The sequence below is a fragment of the Oceanobacillus neutriphilus genome (genome assembly GCF_014645515.1).
Taxonomy (GTDB): Bacteria; Bacillota; Bacilli; order Bacillales; family Amphibacillaceae; genus Oceanobacillus; species Oceanobacillus neutriphilus.
Genome location: NZ_BMLW01000009.1, coordinates 117,530 through 135,146 on the forward strand (window position 1 = coordinate 117,530; position 17,617 = coordinate 135,146).

Annotated in this window: 19 protein-coding genes and 1 riboswitch; of the genes, 6 read left to right on the plus strand and 13 right to left on the minus strand. The window is 37.9% G+C overall.

The window, feature by feature from the left end; translation table 11 throughout:
* The first annotated feature begins 30 nt into the window (after nucleotides 1-30).
* On the plus strand, nucleotides 31-675 hold the full coding sequence (locus tag IEX29_RS15575; RefSeq protein ID WP_188735284.1) for a GOLPH3/VPS74 family protein: 645 nt from the start codon (nucleotides 31-33) through the stop codon (nucleotides 673-675).
* Nucleotides 676-736: 61 nt separating this feature from the next.
* Here the strand turns inward: IEX29_RS15575 and IEX29_RS15580 are convergent, their stop codons facing one another.
* From IEX29_RS15580 to IEX29_RS15590, 3 genes are all read right to left on the minus strand, one after another.
* Nucleotides 737-1,390 (minus strand): PepSY domain-containing protein, encoded by a 654-nt coding sequence (locus tag IEX29_RS15580; RefSeq protein WP_188735285.1) that lies wholly within the window; start codon nucleotides 1,388-1,390, stop codon nucleotides 737-739.
* A 221-nt stretch (nucleotides 1,391-1,611) separates the two neighbouring features.
* A complete protein-coding gene (locus tag IEX29_RS15585) occupies nucleotides 1,612-2,508 on the minus strand; it encodes a permease prefix domain 1-containing protein (protein WP_188735286.1) in 897 nt (298 codons plus the stop codon).
* 1 nt (nucleotide 2,509) lies between these two features.
* Nucleotides 2,510-2,854, minus strand: a complete 345-nt coding sequence (locus IEX29_RS15590; protein WP_373290684.1) for a PadR family transcriptional regulator — start codon at nucleotides 2,852-2,854, stop codon at nucleotides 2,510-2,512.
* Nucleotides 2,855-3,250: 396 nt separating this feature from the next.
* Between IEX29_RS15590 and IEX29_RS15595 the strand changes: the two genes are divergently transcribed.
* The 4 genes from IEX29_RS15595 (at nucleotide 3,251) to IEX29_RS15610 (ending at nucleotide 7,413) form a co-directional block, all read left to right on the plus strand.
* Nucleotides 3,251-4,285 carry an AbrB family transcriptional regulator gene (locus IEX29_RS15595; protein ID WP_188735288.1) on the plus strand — a complete coding sequence of 345 codons (1,035 nt, stop codon included), beginning with the start codon at nucleotides 3,251-3,253 and terminating at the stop codon, nucleotides 4,283-4,285.
* Nucleotides 4,286-4,305: 20 nt separating this feature from the next.
* On the plus strand, nucleotides 4,306-5,157 hold the full coding sequence (locus tag IEX29_RS15600; RefSeq protein WP_188735289.1) for a DUF72 domain-containing protein: 852 nt from the start codon (nucleotides 4,306-4,308) through the stop codon (nucleotides 5,155-5,157).
* Between the two features lie 179 nt (nucleotides 5,158-5,336).
* A complete protein-coding gene (locus tag IEX29_RS15605; RefSeq protein ID WP_188735290.1) occupies nucleotides 5,337-6,359 on the plus strand; it encodes a serine hydrolase domain-containing protein in 1,023 nt (340 codons plus the stop codon).
* A 94-nt stretch (nucleotides 6,360-6,453) separates the two neighbouring features.
* A complete protein-coding gene (locus IEX29_RS15610; RefSeq protein WP_188735291.1) occupies nucleotides 6,454-7,413 on the plus strand; it encodes an HD domain-containing protein in 960 nt (319 codons plus the stop codon).
* Nucleotides 7,414-7,485: 72 nt separating this feature from the next.
* Here the strand turns inward: IEX29_RS15610 and IEX29_RS15615 are convergent, their stop codons facing one another.
* From IEX29_RS15615 to IEX29_RS15655, 9 genes are all read right to left on the minus strand, one after another.
* Nucleotides 7,486-7,842 carry a DnaJ family domain-containing protein gene (locus IEX29_RS15615; RefSeq protein WP_188735292.1) on the minus strand — a complete coding sequence of 119 codons (357 nt, stop codon included), beginning with the start codon at nucleotides 7,840-7,842 and terminating at the stop codon, nucleotides 7,486-7,488.
* A 69-nt stretch (nucleotides 7,843-7,911) separates the two neighbouring features.
* The gene (locus tag IEX29_RS15620; RefSeq protein ID WP_188735293.1) at nucleotides 7,912-8,259 is read right to left on the minus strand and encodes a YugN family protein; all 348 of its coding nucleotides are present in this window, start codon (nucleotides 8,257-8,259) and stop codon (nucleotides 7,912-7,914) included.
* Between the two features lie 245 nt (nucleotides 8,260-8,504).
* Entirely contained in the window at nucleotides 8,505-9,164 is a 660-nt protein-coding gene (locus tag IEX29_RS15625; protein ID WP_188735294.1) for a DUF6320 domain-containing protein, read from the minus strand.
* 5 nt (nucleotides 9,165-9,169) lie between these two features.
* A complete protein-coding gene (locus IEX29_RS15630) occupies nucleotides 9,170-10,426 on the minus strand; it encodes a phthiocerol/phthiodiolone dimycocerosyl transferase family protein (protein WP_188735295.1) in 1,257 nt (418 codons plus the stop codon).
* Between the two features lie 246 nt (nucleotides 10,427-10,672).
* Complete coding sequence (locus IEX29_RS15635) at nucleotides 10,673-10,888, minus strand: hypothetical protein (RefSeq protein WP_188735296.1); 216 nt, start codon at nucleotides 10,886-10,888, stop codon at nucleotides 10,673-10,675.
* Between the two features lie 71 nt (nucleotides 10,889-10,959).
* Nucleotides 10,960-12,108 carry an alpha-hydroxy-acid oxidizing protein gene (locus tag IEX29_RS15640; RefSeq protein WP_188735297.1) on the minus strand — a complete coding sequence of 383 codons (1,149 nt, stop codon included), beginning with the start codon at nucleotides 12,106-12,108 and terminating at the stop codon, nucleotides 10,960-10,962.
* Nucleotides 12,109-12,123: 15 nt separating this feature from the next.
* Entirely contained in the window at nucleotides 12,124-12,786 is a 663-nt protein-coding gene (locus IEX29_RS15645) for a methionine ABC transporter permease (RefSeq protein ID WP_077604620.1), read from the minus strand.
* Nucleotide 12,787: 1 nt separating this feature from the next.
* Nucleotides 12,788-13,807, minus strand: a complete 1,020-nt coding sequence (locus IEX29_RS15650) for a methionine ABC transporter ATP-binding protein (protein WP_188735298.1) — start codon at nucleotides 13,805-13,807, stop codon at nucleotides 12,788-12,790.
* 121 nt (nucleotides 13,808-13,928) lie between these two features.
* Nucleotides 13,929-14,024: riboswitch (SAM riboswitch) on the minus strand.
* A gap of 61 nt (nucleotides 14,025-14,085) precedes the next feature.
* Nucleotides 14,086-15,255 (minus strand): pyridoxal phosphate-dependent aminotransferase, encoded by a 1,170-nt coding sequence (locus IEX29_RS15655; RefSeq protein WP_188735299.1) that lies wholly within the window; start codon nucleotides 15,253-15,255, stop codon nucleotides 14,086-14,088.
* 305 nt (nucleotides 15,256-15,560) lie between these two features.
* Here IEX29_RS15655 and brnQ point away from each other — a divergent pair, with 305 nt between their 5' ends.
* Entirely contained in the window at nucleotides 15,561-16,898 is a 1,338-nt protein-coding gene (brnQ, locus tag IEX29_RS15660; protein WP_188735300.1) for a branched-chain amino acid transport system II carrier protein, read from the plus strand.
* Nucleotides 16,899-16,930: 32 nt separating this feature from the next.
* Here brnQ and IEX29_RS15665 read toward each other — a convergent pair whose 3' ends face one another.
* Nucleotides 16,931-17,530 (minus strand): TetR/AcrR family transcriptional regulator, encoded by a 600-nt coding sequence (locus IEX29_RS15665; RefSeq protein ID WP_188735301.1) that lies wholly within the window; start codon nucleotides 17,528-17,530, stop codon nucleotides 16,931-16,933.
* Nucleotides 17,531-17,617 lie beyond the last annotated feature (87 nt).

Consider the following 17,617-nt stretch of genomic DNA (forward strand, 5'->3'; position numbering starts at 1 on the left):
AAAATAGGAGATAGAAAAGGAGAGGAAAACATGCTTTTACTTGGTCCCAAAACTAACCAGGCATATGGACGTGCTTCCTCCGCATTGCCCTATAGTTTAAGCGGTGCTTTGCTGGCAGAACTTATGCTGGAAGGGCAGGTAGAGTTTCATCATTCTAAATTGGAAGTTGTTCATTCAGAAGTAGAAGACCCGCTTTTGAAAGAAACACTAAAAATCATGCAACTAAAAAAGAACAAAACACCAAAGTACTGGGTGTCTGCTTTAAAACGTTCACACAAGAATCTTCCAAACAAAATTGCTGGGAAATTAGACCGGGCTGGTGTAGGTAACATGGAAGAAAAGCGGATTCTAGGTATGTTTCCTTCTTATACGTACACCTTTAATCAAGCAGATTTTATCAGGACGATGAGAGAAAGCTTTCGGACGGTTTTAGAAAAAAGTAAAAAACAAGATCTCTTAGAAAAAGAAGAAGAGCGAATCGTTGTATTGATGTCACTTGTCTATATCAGCAATTTACTTCGCATCGTATTACCGGAACGGAAAGAAGCTAAACGGGCAGAAAAACAAATCAAGGAGATGAGTAAGAATCTACCTGTTTCCAAAGCTGTCAAAGCAACACTTGATTCGACTAATGCAGCTATTTTTGCAGCGTCTTCCTCTGCTTCAAGGTCTTAGAAATTAGCTGATATAAAAAATGCAGGCTCAAGCTCATAGCTTGGCCTGCTTTCATTAAAAATTAATCATCTACTTCCACATGCAGCTGTTCTCCAGATTCTGCATCAATATAAACATCTACTTCCTGAGACCCCATATCTTCAAAATTAATTTCATATATTGGGCTGCCATTTTCAAATTCTAATGACCATCCTCTTGCAGTAATACCATCTGCTTCGGGAGCTTTTGAAGCTGTCGATAATGCTTCCTCTGCTGTGATGTAATCATCGAGTGCCAACTCTTCATAACGGTCATCTGCATCCTGCTGCTCCTGCTCCTCAGCTATAATTTCGCCGGACTGATTGATTTCAGCGGAGTATTCCATTGAATCATCGAAACCATCGATATCGTAGACAAGCTCTCCTCTTTCTTCATCTAATTGAATAGAAGAGACACGTGCATCAGCAAATTTTTCCTGGAATGCGCTGAGGGCATCCTCTACGCTTAAGGATACGCTTGTAAGATCTAAGTCATCATTACTATCGGCTGCACCGTTATTATCATTGGTATCTGTGTTGTTTGTATTTTTGTCTTCTGTATTTGTATCGTCAGCTTTTTCATTTGTATCTGAATTATTCGTTGCATTATTATCTGTATTACTGTCATCGCTTGTCCCGCAGGCTGCTAAAGTAATGGAAAGAAGCAGTGTCAGACATAGAAGTAAAGTTTTTTTCATGATTGTTCTTCCTTTCCAATCTCTGTTTAAGAGAGTTATTTAAACTCATAATACCCAATAAATAAAGAATCAAACCCTCGAAAATAAGTGATTATATTCTCAACTTAACTTTATTAATTAATTTGTTCGGGGATAAATATTTTATACATAAAAAAACACCCATTTCTTTTCAGAATATGGGTGTGAAAAACAGATGATAATTTAGTATGGAAGCATGGATACTATTTTGTTGCTGAATTGCGTTTATGCTTTGATATCATACGGTACTCAATTAAGAGTTCTCCTACAATGGCAAACAGGAAGACAGGAAGGGCGTAAAGGATATTAGTCAATATCCAGATAAGAAGAAAGACCCCTATCGCTCCAATCCATAAAGCTCCAGAAAGCATTCCGCGTTTTGTTACTTCTTCTGTATCTTTATAATAGCCAGCGTAGGCTTCGTGATATCGTTCATGCTCTTGCATTAGCCATGGTTTGAACCGCTTCTTTTCGGTAAGCATTAAGAAGGCAATAACCAGAACGCCTGGTAATACAAAAGGAACCAGCACTCCCAGGATAGCAGCTGGATCACTGTTTTCCATAAAATAGTGTGAACTGGAGATGGAAATTCCGAATAAAATGACGCCGACAGCAAGCGCATAAATAAGTGCCCTTTTCCAGTTCATCGGATATTTGGCAGTTGTTTCTGTTGTTAAACCTAAATAGGTTAATGCTGCTCCTGCAGGTACAACAAATGGCAGGAAGGAGGAAATAGCAATGAATAAATTATTTTCAGCAGAAAAATAAGTGATTAGACTTGTAATAATTCCAAACAATAAAATTCCAGCAGCAAGTGTATATCCAATGGCATATCCTGCAGAAAGCTTAGGCTTTGGGTCCACATACATTTTTCCGATAATTTCCTTTCTTTTTTCTCTGCTTAAATCATCGGCAATGGCTGTAATGTCACCTAATTCTGAGACAGCCTCTGCAAATGCCTTATCAGATGATTTTCCTGCTTTTTCTAAATCCTGCACGCGATCTTTTAAATTTATTATGATTTCTTCTTTGAAGTCCTCCAGTTCAGCTGTTGACTCATACCCGTGAAATAAATCATCGACATATTTTTTTATCATCATATTAGTCGTCTTCCTCCTTCAATAATCGATTCAAAATTCGCTGAGTAAATTCCCAATCGGCGATATTCTGTTTGTATTGTACGCGGCCTTTATCAGTAATCCGGTAATATTTTCTCCGGCCGCCCTGACTTTCATCTCCCCAATAGGCGACGATACATGCTTCTTTTTCCAATCGTTTATAGCTGGAATAAAGCGTAGCTTCCTTTAATTGGTATAGCCCGTCTGTTCGGTCCATGATGGATTTGTATATTTGGTATCCATAGGCATCGTTTTTTAATAGTATTCCCAACACAATTGTGTCTGTATGACCACGTAATAAATCCGCTGAAATTCTTCCTTCCAACAAAACCCCTCCTTGCCTTGCAATGCTTCTTCTTATCTATAACAAATAAAATACTATGACAGACAAAGTAATTATTTCTATAAGTATATTACTATGACTGTCATAGTATGTCAATGAAGAAATTTAACATGGCTGATATATATTACAAATTACTAATCAGAAAAGGACAGCTAGTGAAAAGTAGGAGATAGCAGGCAGAAAAAGAAGAAGTACGAACAAGTTTTGACGCGGTTATTCTTTGTTTGATAGGGATGATTCATTTTTGTTGGAGAGCAATTAGATTTATAAAACCTTCTTCTTCGCATTTTATTTTTCAAATATTTTACTTATAGATACAAAATAATGGATTTTAGAATTTGCATGAACACGTTATAATAAGGGGAGAAGGAAGGGAATTATATGATATTTTTATTCCTGAGAACATTTGCAATTGGCCTCTTAGGAGCTTTTATTTTTTCACTCATCGGCTTGCCGATTCCCTGGCTGCTCGGATCAATGCTAATGACATTGCTGTTCCAGTTAAAGTCGCCCTGGAAAATGGTATGGGATCCAATCTTTCGTAATATCGGCTTAGTGTTTGCCGGGTATACGATTGGTTTTGCATTTACGTTAGATGCACTTCAGGAGATGGTGCGCTATTTTCCGATGATGTTTTTGATTAACATTATCTTTTTTATTTTATTTATTGGTGTCAGTTACGCAGTTTCGAAATGGGCCCGCCTGGATATTGGAACGGCAATGACATGCTGTGCTCCCGGAGGTTTGCAGCAGGTAGTTGTCTTTGCGGAGGAGCAAAAAAATTTAAATATTACAGTCGTGACGTTTTATCATGTTATGCGCTTGCTGGCAATTATTACGATGGTTCCCTTTATTGTTTCCAGTAACAGCGGCGGAGCCACTCCTGATAAATCAACAGAAAGCTATTCCCTGATCTTATTAGGTTTATTGGTACTATGTTACATAGCGGGAATTGTTTTTAAATTTATTAAGGTTCCTACTGCTTATTTATTAGGGCCGGTATTTCTGATTATGGTATGCAATCTATTGTCTATTCAAGTTCCGGTGATGCCGGATAATTTATTACATATTGCACAGCTTTTTATCGGGATTTATATGGGCTTGTTGTTAAAACGGGATAAATTGAAGAAAATGAAATCACATATTGTTTATGCTATTGGTTCCTGTGTTATTTTAATTGGTGTTGCATTTCTGATCAGCGAATGGATGGCACATTATTTTATGGATTTCGCCACTAGCTTTTTAAGTGTTGTCCCGGGCGGTGTGGATCAAATGGGGATTATAGCTGCTTCTATCCAGGCAGAAGTTACCGTTGTGACTTCATTTCAGCTGTTTCGGATTTTATTTTTATCCATTATAATTATTCCATTCGTAAAATATATGGTACGCAGGGAACAAAGAAGAGTAAGAGAATAAACTGGGGAGGAGTGTGAAAAATGATTCAAATTGGATTAACTGGATGGGGAGACCATGATTCTATTTATGCTGCTGATACCAGAACACATGAGAAGCTGCAGGAATACAGCAGTCATTTTCCGGTTGTAGAATTAGACTCCTCTTTTTATGCAGTACAACCCATCCGCAATATGGAAAAATGGGTAAAGGAAACACCGGAAAATTTTCAATTTATCGTGAAAGCCTATCAGGGGATGACAGGGCATGATCGAGAAGAAAAGGAAAATCCTTTTGAAACGATAGCAGAAATGTTCCAGGCTTTCAGGGAGTCGATTGAACCACTTCAGAGAGCAGGGAAGCTGGGAGCTGTGTTGTTTCAATTCCCGCCAAAATTTGATTGTAAACAAGAGCATGTACAGTATATCCGTTATTGTAAAAAGCAAATGAAAGATATACCGGTTGCCTTGGAGTTTAGAAATCAATCCTGGTATGAGGAAAGATTTCAGCAGCAAACCCTGGATTTTATGAAGCAGGAGGGCTGGATTCATACAATTGCTGATGAGCCTCAGGCTGGTGTGAAATCGGTCCCGTTTGTGCCTGTGGTAACCGTAAAGGAAAAAGCCATTATCCGGCTGCATGGCAGGAACGTTCATGGCTGGAATTATTCAGGGAATGCAAATTGGCGGAAGGTCCGCTATTTATATGAGTATAGTGAAAAGGAATTAACTGCTATAGCAGAAGAAGTAAAAAGGCTGGAAAAGCAATGCAAAGAAGTTATCGTTTTGTTTAATAATAACTCCGGCGGACATGCAGCCGGGAATGCTAAGCAGCTGCAGCAGATGTTGGGAATTGAATTTAATGGGCTGGCTTCGCAGCAGCTGGGGTTGTTTTAGGAAATAAAATTATAAGCAGCTGGACTTGTGGTAATTTTCTGTATTTTAACGTACAATAATATTATCTCTTATAAGAACGGAGGAAAATCATATGATTCGTTATATGGTATGAACATCTTAACTGATATCCTTTTTTAAATCATAAATAAAAATATGAAAGGATTTCAGGAGGGACAAAAATGAATACAGAAAAGAAACGGAACAAGCTGATGGAAGTACAGAAGAAACTCTCTTTTTCAGGAGCTTTCTATGCACAAAAGCAGGATGAGATAATAACAGGAAGCAGTGGATTCAGAAATCGTGCTGAGAAACTTGAAAATCAGGTGGATACCCGATTTGGAATTGCTTCAGGATGTAAGTTATTTACAGCAATTGCTATTGCCAAGCTTGTGGAAATGGGAAAACTCTCTTTTGAAACAAAGCTTCATGAGTGTGTGACAGAGGAATTTCCTTACTTCGACAAGGATATTACCATCCATCATTTACTGACGCATACTTCAGGAGTGCCAGACTATTTTGATGAGGAAGAGATGGATGATTTCGAGTTGTTGTGGGAGGATTTCCCAATGTATGGTGTCAGAAGACCGAAAGATTTTCTGCCGCTTTTTCAGCATAGAAAAATGCAGGGTAAGCCGGGCAGTTCCTTTCAATATAATAATTCAGGTTATATCTTATTAGGTTTGATTGTAGAGCAGGCTGAAAACTGCAGTTTTACTTCATTTGTAGAAGAGAATATTTTTAAAGCAGCGGGGATGAATGATTCAGGATATTTTGAAATGGATTGTTTACCTGAACGGACAGCGTTAGGTTATGTGGAAGAACCGGATGGAAAATGGAAGACAAATATTTATTCTATTCCTGCTAGGGGCGGATCAGATGGCGGTGCATATGTTACTGTACGTGATATAGCTAAATTTTGGGATGCCTTGACGAGTTACCAGCTGTTATCTGAGGAAATGACCCGGGAGGTACTGCAGGCACGTGAATGTGTAGATGAGGAAGATAATATCTTTTACGGCTACTCCGGTTATATGGAATTAGACGACAATCAAGAAGTGATAAAGTATATTCAGATGGGATATGATCCGGGAGTTAATTTTCGTGCAGTTCATTATCCACATGATGAAAAGATGATGGTAGTGTGCTCTAATGAATCTGAGGGAGCTTATGAGCTGTTAAAAGAGATGGAACGTTTAATATAAAGTTAAAAAGGGATTAACCTGGTTAGTCCCTTTTTTATCGTTTTATCTACACTGCATATTTTGCTTTAAAAAGAATATATAAGGGGAAATAATTATGATTAAAAATTATAACTATATCAATGAACCACTATACCCCATGATAGACATGAATAAATGGGAAGTTGAGCTGTTCAGTACTATTTATTTAAGAAGATTAAAGCATTTATCTCATTTTGGCGCAGGTTCTCTTATCTCTCCTGTTGTTCATTCCCGATTTGAGCATACAATTGGCGTATGGAAATTAACAGCTATTTATTTTAAGGAAGATAATTTAAGCAAAGCTGCTGCAATACTACATGATATTGGACATCTGCCATTCTCTCATGCGGTTGAAAAAAATTTGGGCTACAACCATCATAAAATTACTGAGAACTATATTAGAAGTAAAGAAATAGAACGCATACTACATAAAGCAGACCTCACACCTCAAGAAATAATCGATTTTCTCAACTCAAATAATCAAATTACAGGCACAAATGAAATACTTGGACTGGATCATTTAGATAGTTTTTTCAGAGATACTTATATGAATGGAACTATAGAAAGATTTCCTGGAGATTTATTGAAGTTTATTAAATGTGATAATAGAGGTGTTTCAACAGATAATCAAACCGCTCATTATTTAATGAACTTAATTTTAGAAGATCATGAATTGTTCCTGTCACCGGAGTTGTTAGCTGCAGATTGCATTTTAGCTGAGGCAATAAAATTACATTTTAATAGAGTGGTTAATAAGGAAATCTCTTTTTTAACTGATTATGAACTGTTAAGCATTTTAAGGAATTCAAAAGATCCCAAAGTGGTGCATTTATTAAACCTGTTAACAATTTATCCGGATAAAATAAAAATTAATTCAAATGTAACAGGTGAAGGAATTAAATTTGGTATCAGAAAGATTTATAATAAAAAGCCTTTATGCAAAGGGAAGCCTTTAGAGGAAAATGATGAATGGAGCAGATATCAGGAAAAGTTATCTAGTCTGAAGAAAGAATATGAATTGATTTTAGATAGCTAGTTTTACTGTTAGTAAAGGAAGGGCGGTTACCCCTTCTTTATATAATGAAGAAGGAAAGATTTAATTTATTTTTTACCAAAACAATTTATGCCTGATCCTGCTCGCATATTTACGAAAAACGCTGCTTTTATCAAGCTTCCGTTCTTTAGTCAATGTTTGAAAAGCCACTTGTTTTTCTGATAGATCGGCTTGTTTTTCTCCATCCGTTGCAATTTGGATTAAGTCACGGTGCGATATATATTGCTTTTGATTTTCCTGCTCATCTGAAAGGTAGCCTGCCCGTTTTAAAATACGAAAAGATTGTTTCACCTCTTCAGGCAACCCGGCAAATTCATCACGCAGGTCCAATGGCTGTCCTTTACCAGCCAGATTATCAAACTCGCCATCGTCCACTGCCTTTTTAATTTGCTCTTCCACAAAGTGATACATAGCGCCCCTCCTTATGAAACCTGAATGTAATTCTTCTTTTAGTATGCTGGAATGGAGAGGAGATTTCAACTAGAGATTATTATCAATATGATTCATAATCTGTTGCACCGCTTGTTCTCCTGCCAGCTTCCAATCATGCTGATGAAAGAAATTCGAGTCTGAATGAGCAGCATGGTTAATAATAAGTGGAGTTCCAAATTCAATTTGAGCAGATGGCTGGTCGTATCCTGCTTTTATTACATGATAAGGAAGAGATAAATAAAGCTTTTTTTGACCCTGACTTGCCAGAACTCCATTAAAACAGCCTTTATCATCACTATCTTTTCCTGTTATGTTAAATCCAAGCTCTTCTAAATGTGGTTTTAATTTTTTGAAAAAGCCTCTTTTTCCAGACATATATGTATCTAATGCAATCATTTCTGCCGCTCCTTTTAATGTTTTGTATGTTTAGTTTTTCCATTTAATAAATGAAACATACAGGAGCGGGGAGTATCGGATGATAAAGCGGCTGGATCTACTCAAAAACAATTAGATTTTCTTCAACAAAAATTTGAAAATGATGATAAGTAGTTTTCCTTACAATGGGCATTACAATAAGAAAGTAATAGAATAGTAAAAAAACAAGGCACATGCTTTTTTCAATTATGAGCATGTGCCTTTATTTAGAAATGAAATCTCCGTACAATTTCATTCTTCATTGTTTTTTCCGAAAATAGGATCATACCGATTAATGTCAGTAAAGCATATAAAGCAGTTGCTGCACTCGGCCATAAAACAGTGGACCAGGAGCTTAAAAATAGAATAACGGGCAGAAAGCCGAGAATGACCATTGTTGACATATATCCAATGTACTCCCGCCATTTCATTGGTTTCCGCAGTACAATCATCGTTACAAAAAATGTTGCCAATGTAACAAGAAACGGAATAACATAATGAATAGACCATTTTGAGCTTCCGGATGCTGCATCTAAAATAAACAGCATGACAGAAAGCGAGATGACTTGAAGAATTACTTTTGATCCCGTATGAGCTCTGGAAAGAAAGGTATGATTTATCGTCAGTACACCGTACAGTACAGGTCCCAACACATATAAAAACCATAATCTTTCTGGATTAGTCAATAAATTAATTAATAAGCTTGTACTAATACCAAATATCGCAATAAATAAGACAAGACGCTGGGCAAAGCGGCGCCGTTTGACCTTGGTTTCATAAACAGGATAATATTCATTATCTCCTGTTTTATCAGAAAGCTTCCGTTTGCATAACGGACAATATTTTTGTTTTGTATAGACACTGCAATTTTTGCAATAATGCTGCATTGTTTTCACCTGCTGTCATTGGAGTATACTTCTATCTCCAAATTAAATGTCTTAGAAAGCTCTCTGAAAAAAGTACGAATAATATCCGCTTCTTTAATCATTCTTGAAAATGAAATCACAAGCTCATCTCCAACTGCAATCATTGCTCCATTAATTGGGCTTTTCTTACTCGGATATAAAATAATCTCCATGTGAGAAATGTGTGATTTCATTGCTTCTGGCAGCTGTACTTTCCCTACATTCGTCATTGTCATCGCTTTGGTACGTTCACTAAAACTTCTATAACCATAGCGGATTGCATGGTATTTAAGAGGAAGCGGAACGAATCTGGCTGTTAGTCGCGTCTGCCATTTTACCCGGTCATTAATACTTTGCTGCAGGCTTTCTTTCCGTACTTTTTCCCGCAGCTGCTTGGATACTTCAGAAATAATTTCTTCTAATGTTGTTGCTTCCGTAACTGCCATGCCGATATTAACAACTCCAAAAAAATTACGCAGCGTATTGGAAGGGAAAAGATTTCTTAAATTAACAGGAATAGCAATTTTTATTTCCTCCTGATAAGCCCGGAATTTCAATCTTTCTTTATAAATAGCAGCAATAATAAGCGCTGAAATAAAGGCGGTAATGGTCGTCCCATGCTTTTTAGCAAGCTGGTGTACCTTCTCTGCGCTCATTTTTCCATGGATGACAATCGTCTGATCTATTGACCCGCCGCGGATTTGGTACGAAGCTGCTTCTTTGAATTTTTGCGGTTTTTCATCTGTTACGTAATTTTGGTAACTGTCATCCCGCTCGTAATAGCTTGGTTCATCATGAATGTTAATTAGTGTGCTTTCATAGCTTACGTCTTCGCCCATATGAAGGAGATAATGATAAATAAGTGCCTTTATAAATTCTAAAGCGCCTGTACCATCTGTTACAGAGTGAAAAAATTCCACAGCTATCCTTTTCTTATAATAGGTAACACGCATCAAGAAGCCGTTTGTTTCTATAGGATCAATGGGTGCGCATGGATACTGGTTTTCATACTGAACAAAAAGCTTTTCATTATTTTCAACAAGGAAATCCCAAAATAAACCTTTGCTGAGCTTTACCGCAAACATTGGCAGACGTCCCAAAACGTCATCAAGTGCAAGCTGCAGCTTATCAGACTGCACCATTTCCTTCATTACTGCGGCAATCCGGAAAACAGAGGAATTTGTCTGTTCAGATACAGCGTGAAACATTTTGCCTGCATTATCAAGTTTGTACCATTCATCCATCTTTCGAACACCTCTTGAACGCTCTGATTTTGCTTGTACAATAATATCAATTTGGATAGCATCAGATTCTTATTGTAAGCTTTAACTTTTACTTTAACAGATGATGTCCTTTTTTTGTACTCTAATAAATATCAAATTTGAAAAACAGGCTTATATTTTAAAATAGGAAGAGCAGTTCGTTTATATTATCCTTTTTTGAATGAAAAAAGAGTAACCCTACGTATTACCGCAAAGTTACTCCTTAAACTAAATAAATAAAACAATATAAGCAGAAAATGCTGCAAATACAATAATATAAAAAAGAATTTTAGGAAATGCCGGTTTCTTATAAATATCGTGAACAGCGGTAGCAGCAATAATAAGCAGTGCTGTAATCATAGTTACTGTATTTAGGGAAAAAGTAATTAGAATACCTGAGAACACAAATAAGATACCTATTATTATGTTTTCTTTTCTGTTCATAAGTCTCCTCCAGACTATTGAAATCTTAGCTGCTTTATAAAAGAAAAGAGCAGACAGGAATTCGCACTTTTTTACAATGAATAATTAGAGGCTTTTAAAGTAAGCTGCTTCACTTCTTCAACTGTCTTTGCTCCAGATAAAGCCATCGATACAGAAACCTCCTGTGCGAGATTGGCAAATAGCTTTTGGACACCTGCTTCGCCCTGCAGAGCCAGTGCATAGGCATAAGGGCGTCCAAGTAAAATTGCATCGGCACCCAGTGCCAGAGCCTTAATTACATCTGCTCCCCGGCGGATGCCGCTGTCAAAGAGAAGAGGGAAGTCTGGACCAACCGCTTTACGGATAGCCGGCAATGCCTCCAAACTTGGAATAATCCCGTCCATTTGTCTGCCGCCATGATTGGAAACAACAATCCCGTCGATCCCGGCTTCTATAGCCTGCTTTGCATCTTCCGGATGAAGGATCCCTTTTAAAAAGATTGGCAGATTTGTACGCTGACGTAATTCTGCTATGTTGTCCCAGTGAAGATGTGGATGATGCAGATTCTCGATAATAGAATCAATTTCATCCTGGCCTTCCTTCAATCCTTTTTGAAAAGCTGGATCCTGTACATAGTTGGCTTTTCCATATCCTTTTTTCAACGGGGAGTATTGATAGCGCATATCATCCTCCCGCCACCCGAGCATCACCGTATCGACAGTTACTACAATTGCTTCATATCCCGCTTTTTCTGCGCGCTCTGCCATGCTGTAGGAAATAGCATCATTATTTGACCAATACAATTGAAACCATTTAGGTCCTTCAGGTACAGCTTCTGAGACCTCTTCGATAGACCTGGCAGTAACGGTGCTTTGGATATATGGAATATTCATAGAGGCAGCCACCTTTGCAATGGCATAGTCGGGCTCCTCGTGAACCATTTTTAAATGACCGATGGGAGCCACCATAAATGGAAAAGTATATTCTTTTCCCAGAATACGAATGGATGTGTCCACCTGGGATACATTGCTTAAACACCTTGGAATGATGGAATATTTCTCAAAGGCCGTTCGATTTTTTCTTAATGTTTCTTCCCCGCCGGCACCGGAGCGGATGTGGCCAAACACTTCTTCAGGTAAGGTATGCTTTGCCGCTGCTTCAAGCTGTTCAGGCCCGATAGGAAAAGAATCCTGTATGGTTATATGCTCTAAAAAAGAGCCTTTTTGTGATGATACTGACATGTTTTTACCCCCGTTTTAATCTTTTTTCATTCGCGCCGCAAGCCGGTTTCCGATAGATTGAATACCCTGGACGATAATAATCAGAAGAATAACAGTGACGTACATCACATCTGTTTCATAGCGCAGATGTCCAAATCTGTATGCCAGGTCACCTAAGCCACCTGCACCAACCAGGCCGGCCATAGCTGTTGCCCCGATAAGACTGATCGTTGCAATGGTTAAAGCCAGTACGATTGCCGGTCTTGCTTCCCGAAGCATAACATTCCAAATGATTTGATGTGTCTTGATCCCCATTGCACGGTATGCTTCAATGACACCTTGGTTTACCTCCAGCAGGGAAGATTCAATCAGTCTGGCTATATATGGAGCAGCATTAACTACGAGTGGTACAATAGCTCCTTCCACGCCAATAGAGGTGCCTACTATGAATTTGGTAAATGGAAGCATAAAAAATAAAAGAATAATAAACGGAATCGAACGAATGACGTTAATAAGTAAATTAAAAAACTGATAGACAAATTTATTTTGCAAAGGTTGTCCGGGACGTGTCAAAATTAAGATGATGGCTAAAATGATACCTATAAGTACTGAGAAAGCAAGAGAAATAGCAACCATTAGAAACGTATCTTTTATCGCTTCGTAAAATATTGGCAGCCATTGATCGATAAATGATTGCATATTAGTTTACCCCCAATTCTTCTATTTCTACGCCTTGTTCCTGCAAGAAAGAGAGTGATTGTTCTACCTGATGATCATTGCCGATTAAATGAACAACGAGATTACCGACGATACCATTTTTTAATTCGATAATATTCGCTGACAGGATATTCGGTTCTACATAAAATTGCTGTGTAACCTTTGAGAGCAGCGGCTGCCCTGTATTTTCCCCTAAGAAGGTCAGACGAACGACTCTTCCTCCCAATTTCAATTCATCAACCAGACGATCAGATAACTTCCGCTGTGAAATCGTATTGAGGAATTTTTTTGTGGTCGACTGCTGCGGCTTTGTAAATAATTCAATCGTAGAGCCTTGTTCAATAAGATTTCCATTTTCAATAACATATACATAATCGCATATTTTTTGAATAACATTCATCTCATGTGTGATTAAAAGGATCGTAATCCCGAGCTCTGCATTAATTTTTAATAATAGTTCGAGAATGGAATTGGTTGTTTCCGGATCTAATGCACTGGTTGCTTCATCACTCAGGAGCACTTGGGGTTCCTGAGAAAGTGCTCTTGCAATAGCTACACGCTGCTTTTGACCGCCGGAAAGCTGAGCAGGGTAAGAATCTTTTTTCTCAACTAAATCAACAATTTCCAAGTATTTAACAACCCGTTCAGCAATTTTTGATTTCGGTACACCCAGTAATTTTAGAGGGATTGCAATATTGTCATAGACGGTAGCTGTTTTTAATAAATTAAAATGCTGAAATATCATGCCGACCTTTTGCCTTGTCTGCCGAAGCTTTTCCTTAGATAATTTTGTTAAATCAATTCCGTCAATCCATACCTTTCCCTTGGATGGTGTTTCCAGTAAATTGACACAACGAATTAATGTACTTTTTCCTGCACCGCTATAACCGATAACGCCATGGATTTCTCCTTTATTGACAGAAATCGTCACGTTGTCTAATGCAGTAACATCTTTTCCTTTTTTGGACGGGAAAACTTTTGTGACATTTTCTAACTTGATCATTGATGTTCTTCCTGCCTTTCTATTTTTAAGCGGCGGATGCGCTTTTAATCAATACTTGTACAATTCATAAAAAGAGCCTCTCTGGCGAAAGAGAGGCTCGAAAACATAGATTTATTTTCTGCTCTCATCTTTCAAGACGGATGTCTTGCTGGAATTAGCACCTTTTTAAGGTTGCCGAGCTTCAACGGGCCAGTCCCTCAGCTACTCTGGATAAGAGATATAGTATTTATAGAATTGTATTATTTAAAAATATCCTATTTTACAGGTTTCGTCAATGCTTATTTTTGAAATAAATCAAGTTTTTCAATACGTCTGATTGCTTCACGAATCCGCTCGTCTTCCACCAATAACCCGACACGTATATAGCCTTCTCCGGTTTTTCCGAAACCATTACCGGCAGCAACAGCGACCTTTGCTTCCTCTAATAAGTAATCCGCAAATTCTTCACTTGTAAATGCTGCCGGTACCGGGAGCCAGGCAAAGAAGGAGCCTTTTGGGGCAGTTACCTCCCAGCCGATGCGTTTGCATTCTTCCATTAAAACATTTCTGCGTTGTTCATAAAGCTTTACAAGAGAGGTGACGCAGCTTTGATCACCTGATAATGCTTCGGCAGCAGCTTTTTGAATAGCAGGAAAAAGACTGACAAATAAATGATCCTGCAGAATATTGATGGCTTCAATCATATCTTTATTTCCGGCAGCAAAACCGACGCGCCATCCTGCCATATTATAGGTTTTAGAGAGGGTGTACAGCTCAACACCAACATCTTTTGCACCTTCTGCTTGCAGGAAGCTAACCGGCTGATAATCGTCAAAACCGATTGCGCCATATGCAAAATCATGGATAATGCCAATTTCATTTTCACGGGCTAATGCAACAGTTTCTTCAAAAAATTCCTTTGTTGCAACTGCTCCGGTCGGGTTATTCGGATAGTTGAGATATAATAGCTTAGCAAGTTTCTTCTGTTCATCTGTTAAGGCTGTATAATCCGGTAAAAAATCGTTTTCTTCTAATAATGGAAAAGTATCATAAGTAACATCTGCTAATGGGACGCTGGACAGGTAATCCGGGTATCCAGGGTCGGGTAAGAGCATTAATTCACCTTTATCCATTAGAGCTAAAGGGAGTTCTACTAAGCCGATTTTACTGCCGAATAAAATAGCAATCTCTGTATCGGGATCTAAATCGACATCATACTCTCTTTTATAAAATGCTGCAGCGGCCTGCTTTAATTCATCTGTACCGCGGAAAGGAGAGTATTTATGTGTAACAGGATTTTCAACACTTTCCTGAAGGGCACGGATAATATGCGGTGGTGTCGGCTGATCCGGATTTCCTTGCCCCAGGTTAATAATATCTCTTCCTTCTGCGATTGCAGCAGCTACTTTACCGGCAAGTGATGCAAAGAACTGGGAAGGAAGCTGTTCTACACGTTGGGATAGTTTCATTATTTATCTACCTCTTTACATTATGATTTGTAAATGTTTTCTCAGTCTAACAGGCATAGGAGTCCTCCTGCCTGAATGAAATTTCACTTTATAATTATATATAATAGTATAAGTTTGCAGAGAGATTGTCTATCAAAAAAAGATAAGATTTTAGCAGCTACTTGTGGAATATTTTTCTAATTGCGCTATTCCCCTGCTTTCCATTGCATTTCATATTTTAAAGTAGTAAGATAGAAATCGTGTCAAATTATGTTAAATAATTAGATAATTCCAATAACTATAGGTTTGGAAGTAGGAGGAATAAAATGAATACCAAACTGCGTATAGGTAATTATTTAGCGATTGCATTTATGTTATTTGCTTTATTTTTTGGAGCGGGGAACCTGATTTTTCCAGCTCAACTGGGGCAGTTATCAGGAGATAATATTACCCCGGCTACGATTGGCTTTTTAATAACCGGAGTAGGATTGCCTTTTCTCGGTATTATGGCAATGGGCTTCTCTGGAAAAAATAATTTGCAGGAGCTTGCGAGCCGTGTTCATCCTGTTTATGGTCTAGCATTTACTGCATTACTTTACTTAACGATTGGACCATTCTTTGCAGCTCCAAGAACAGGAACTGTTGCTTATGAAGTTGGTATTGCTCCATATGTAAGTGAAGGAGCACAATCAACAGTTCTTTTGATTTTTACAGGAGCTTTTTTCTTAATCGCCCTGCTTTTCTCGTTATTCCCATCTAAAATTGTTGATAATATTGGGAAGTTTTTGGCGCCGGCGCTGGTGGTTCTGCTGTTTATTTTATTAGCAGTCGCCTTTTTTAATCCAATGGGATCTATTCAATCTCCGGATGAAACGTATCAATCGTCAGCCTTTTTTCTTGGCTTTTTAGAAGGTTACAATACGATGGATGCCTTGGCTGCGCTCGTATTTGGTATTATTATTATTAATGTTATCAAAGGATTTGGTATTACCGATAATAATCAAATTCTTTCTGCTGTTACTAAAATTGGTTTAACGTCTACAGCGCTGCTGGTTATTATCTATGTAGGAATCTCTTATCTAGGTGCAACAAGTGTGACAGAGTTAGGGATATTTGAAAATGGGGGACCTGTACTAAGTGGTGCGGCAGCCTATTATTTCGGTACATTGGGAACGATTTTGCTGGCTGCTATTATTATATTAGCTTGTTTGACCACTGCTATTGGTCTGATTACAGCCAATGCGGAGTATTTCCATACCTTAATTCCTGCGATTGCTTATAAGCCATGGGTCTTTTTCTTTTCCATTTTAACATTTGTGATAGCTAACTTTGGTTTAGAAAATATTATTTCTTTCTCTACACCAGTGCTCATGTTCTTATATCCGCTGGCGATGGTGTTAGTATTATTGACGTTTGTATCACCGTTTTTCAAGCATTCCCGTATTGTGTATATACCAACTATTGCAGTTACGTTTATATTTAGTATTATTGACGGGCTCGTAGCACTTTTTAAGTCTTTAGATCTGGGACTTCCGGAATGGTTAACTGCGATTGTAAAAACGCTTGAAGGTGCCTTGCCGCTCTATGCAGAAGGTTTGGGCTGGCTGTTGCCAGCTGCAGTTGTAGCGGTGATTATGATTGTTATTGCAAAAGTGAAAAGATAAATAAAAAACCTGACTGTTAGATGAAAAATCTTTCAGTCAGGTTTTTTTATCTCTCCATTGCCTGCAATACCGTAGAAGAACAGCTTCATTAGTTCTTCTGTTAAAGGAACAAGCTGCTCGATAGCGTCTCCTTTTTGTAAATAATCGGTAAACATCTGCAGGTAGACGAAGATGGCTGCATCACTGATACCAGGATCAATAAAGCCTTCATCTCTGCCTTGCTGAACGAGCTGCATCATTGCAGGCAGTGCTTTTTCTTGATAAAGGTGTTCAATAAAATTTCCAGGTATTTTGTATTGGTCCATCATATAGTTGGAAAATTCTTCGTGTAAACCATTTACAGTTTGTGCCTCAGAAAATATAAACTGCTTCATTTTTTCTTCGTATGATATCGGCTCTTCAATTAGTTTATGGTATTTTTCCCATGTTTGATTCACAAAGTAAATAAGTGCTTCATACAATAACTTTTCTTTGCTCTCAAAATAATTATAAATAGTTACCTGTGAAACATTTGCTTCCTTCGCTATCTTTGAGATGGAAACTTTTTTGATGCCATCCTTTTGAAAGAGTGTTGTACTTGTATTTAAAATCATTTCTTTTTTCATCGATGTTCTGCGTTCAAAACCATCCATAGCTTGCCACCTCCATCTTTATCATATCATATTTAAAAATGAAATATAAACATATTAATATTTCAAAACTTATTGACCTGAGATGAT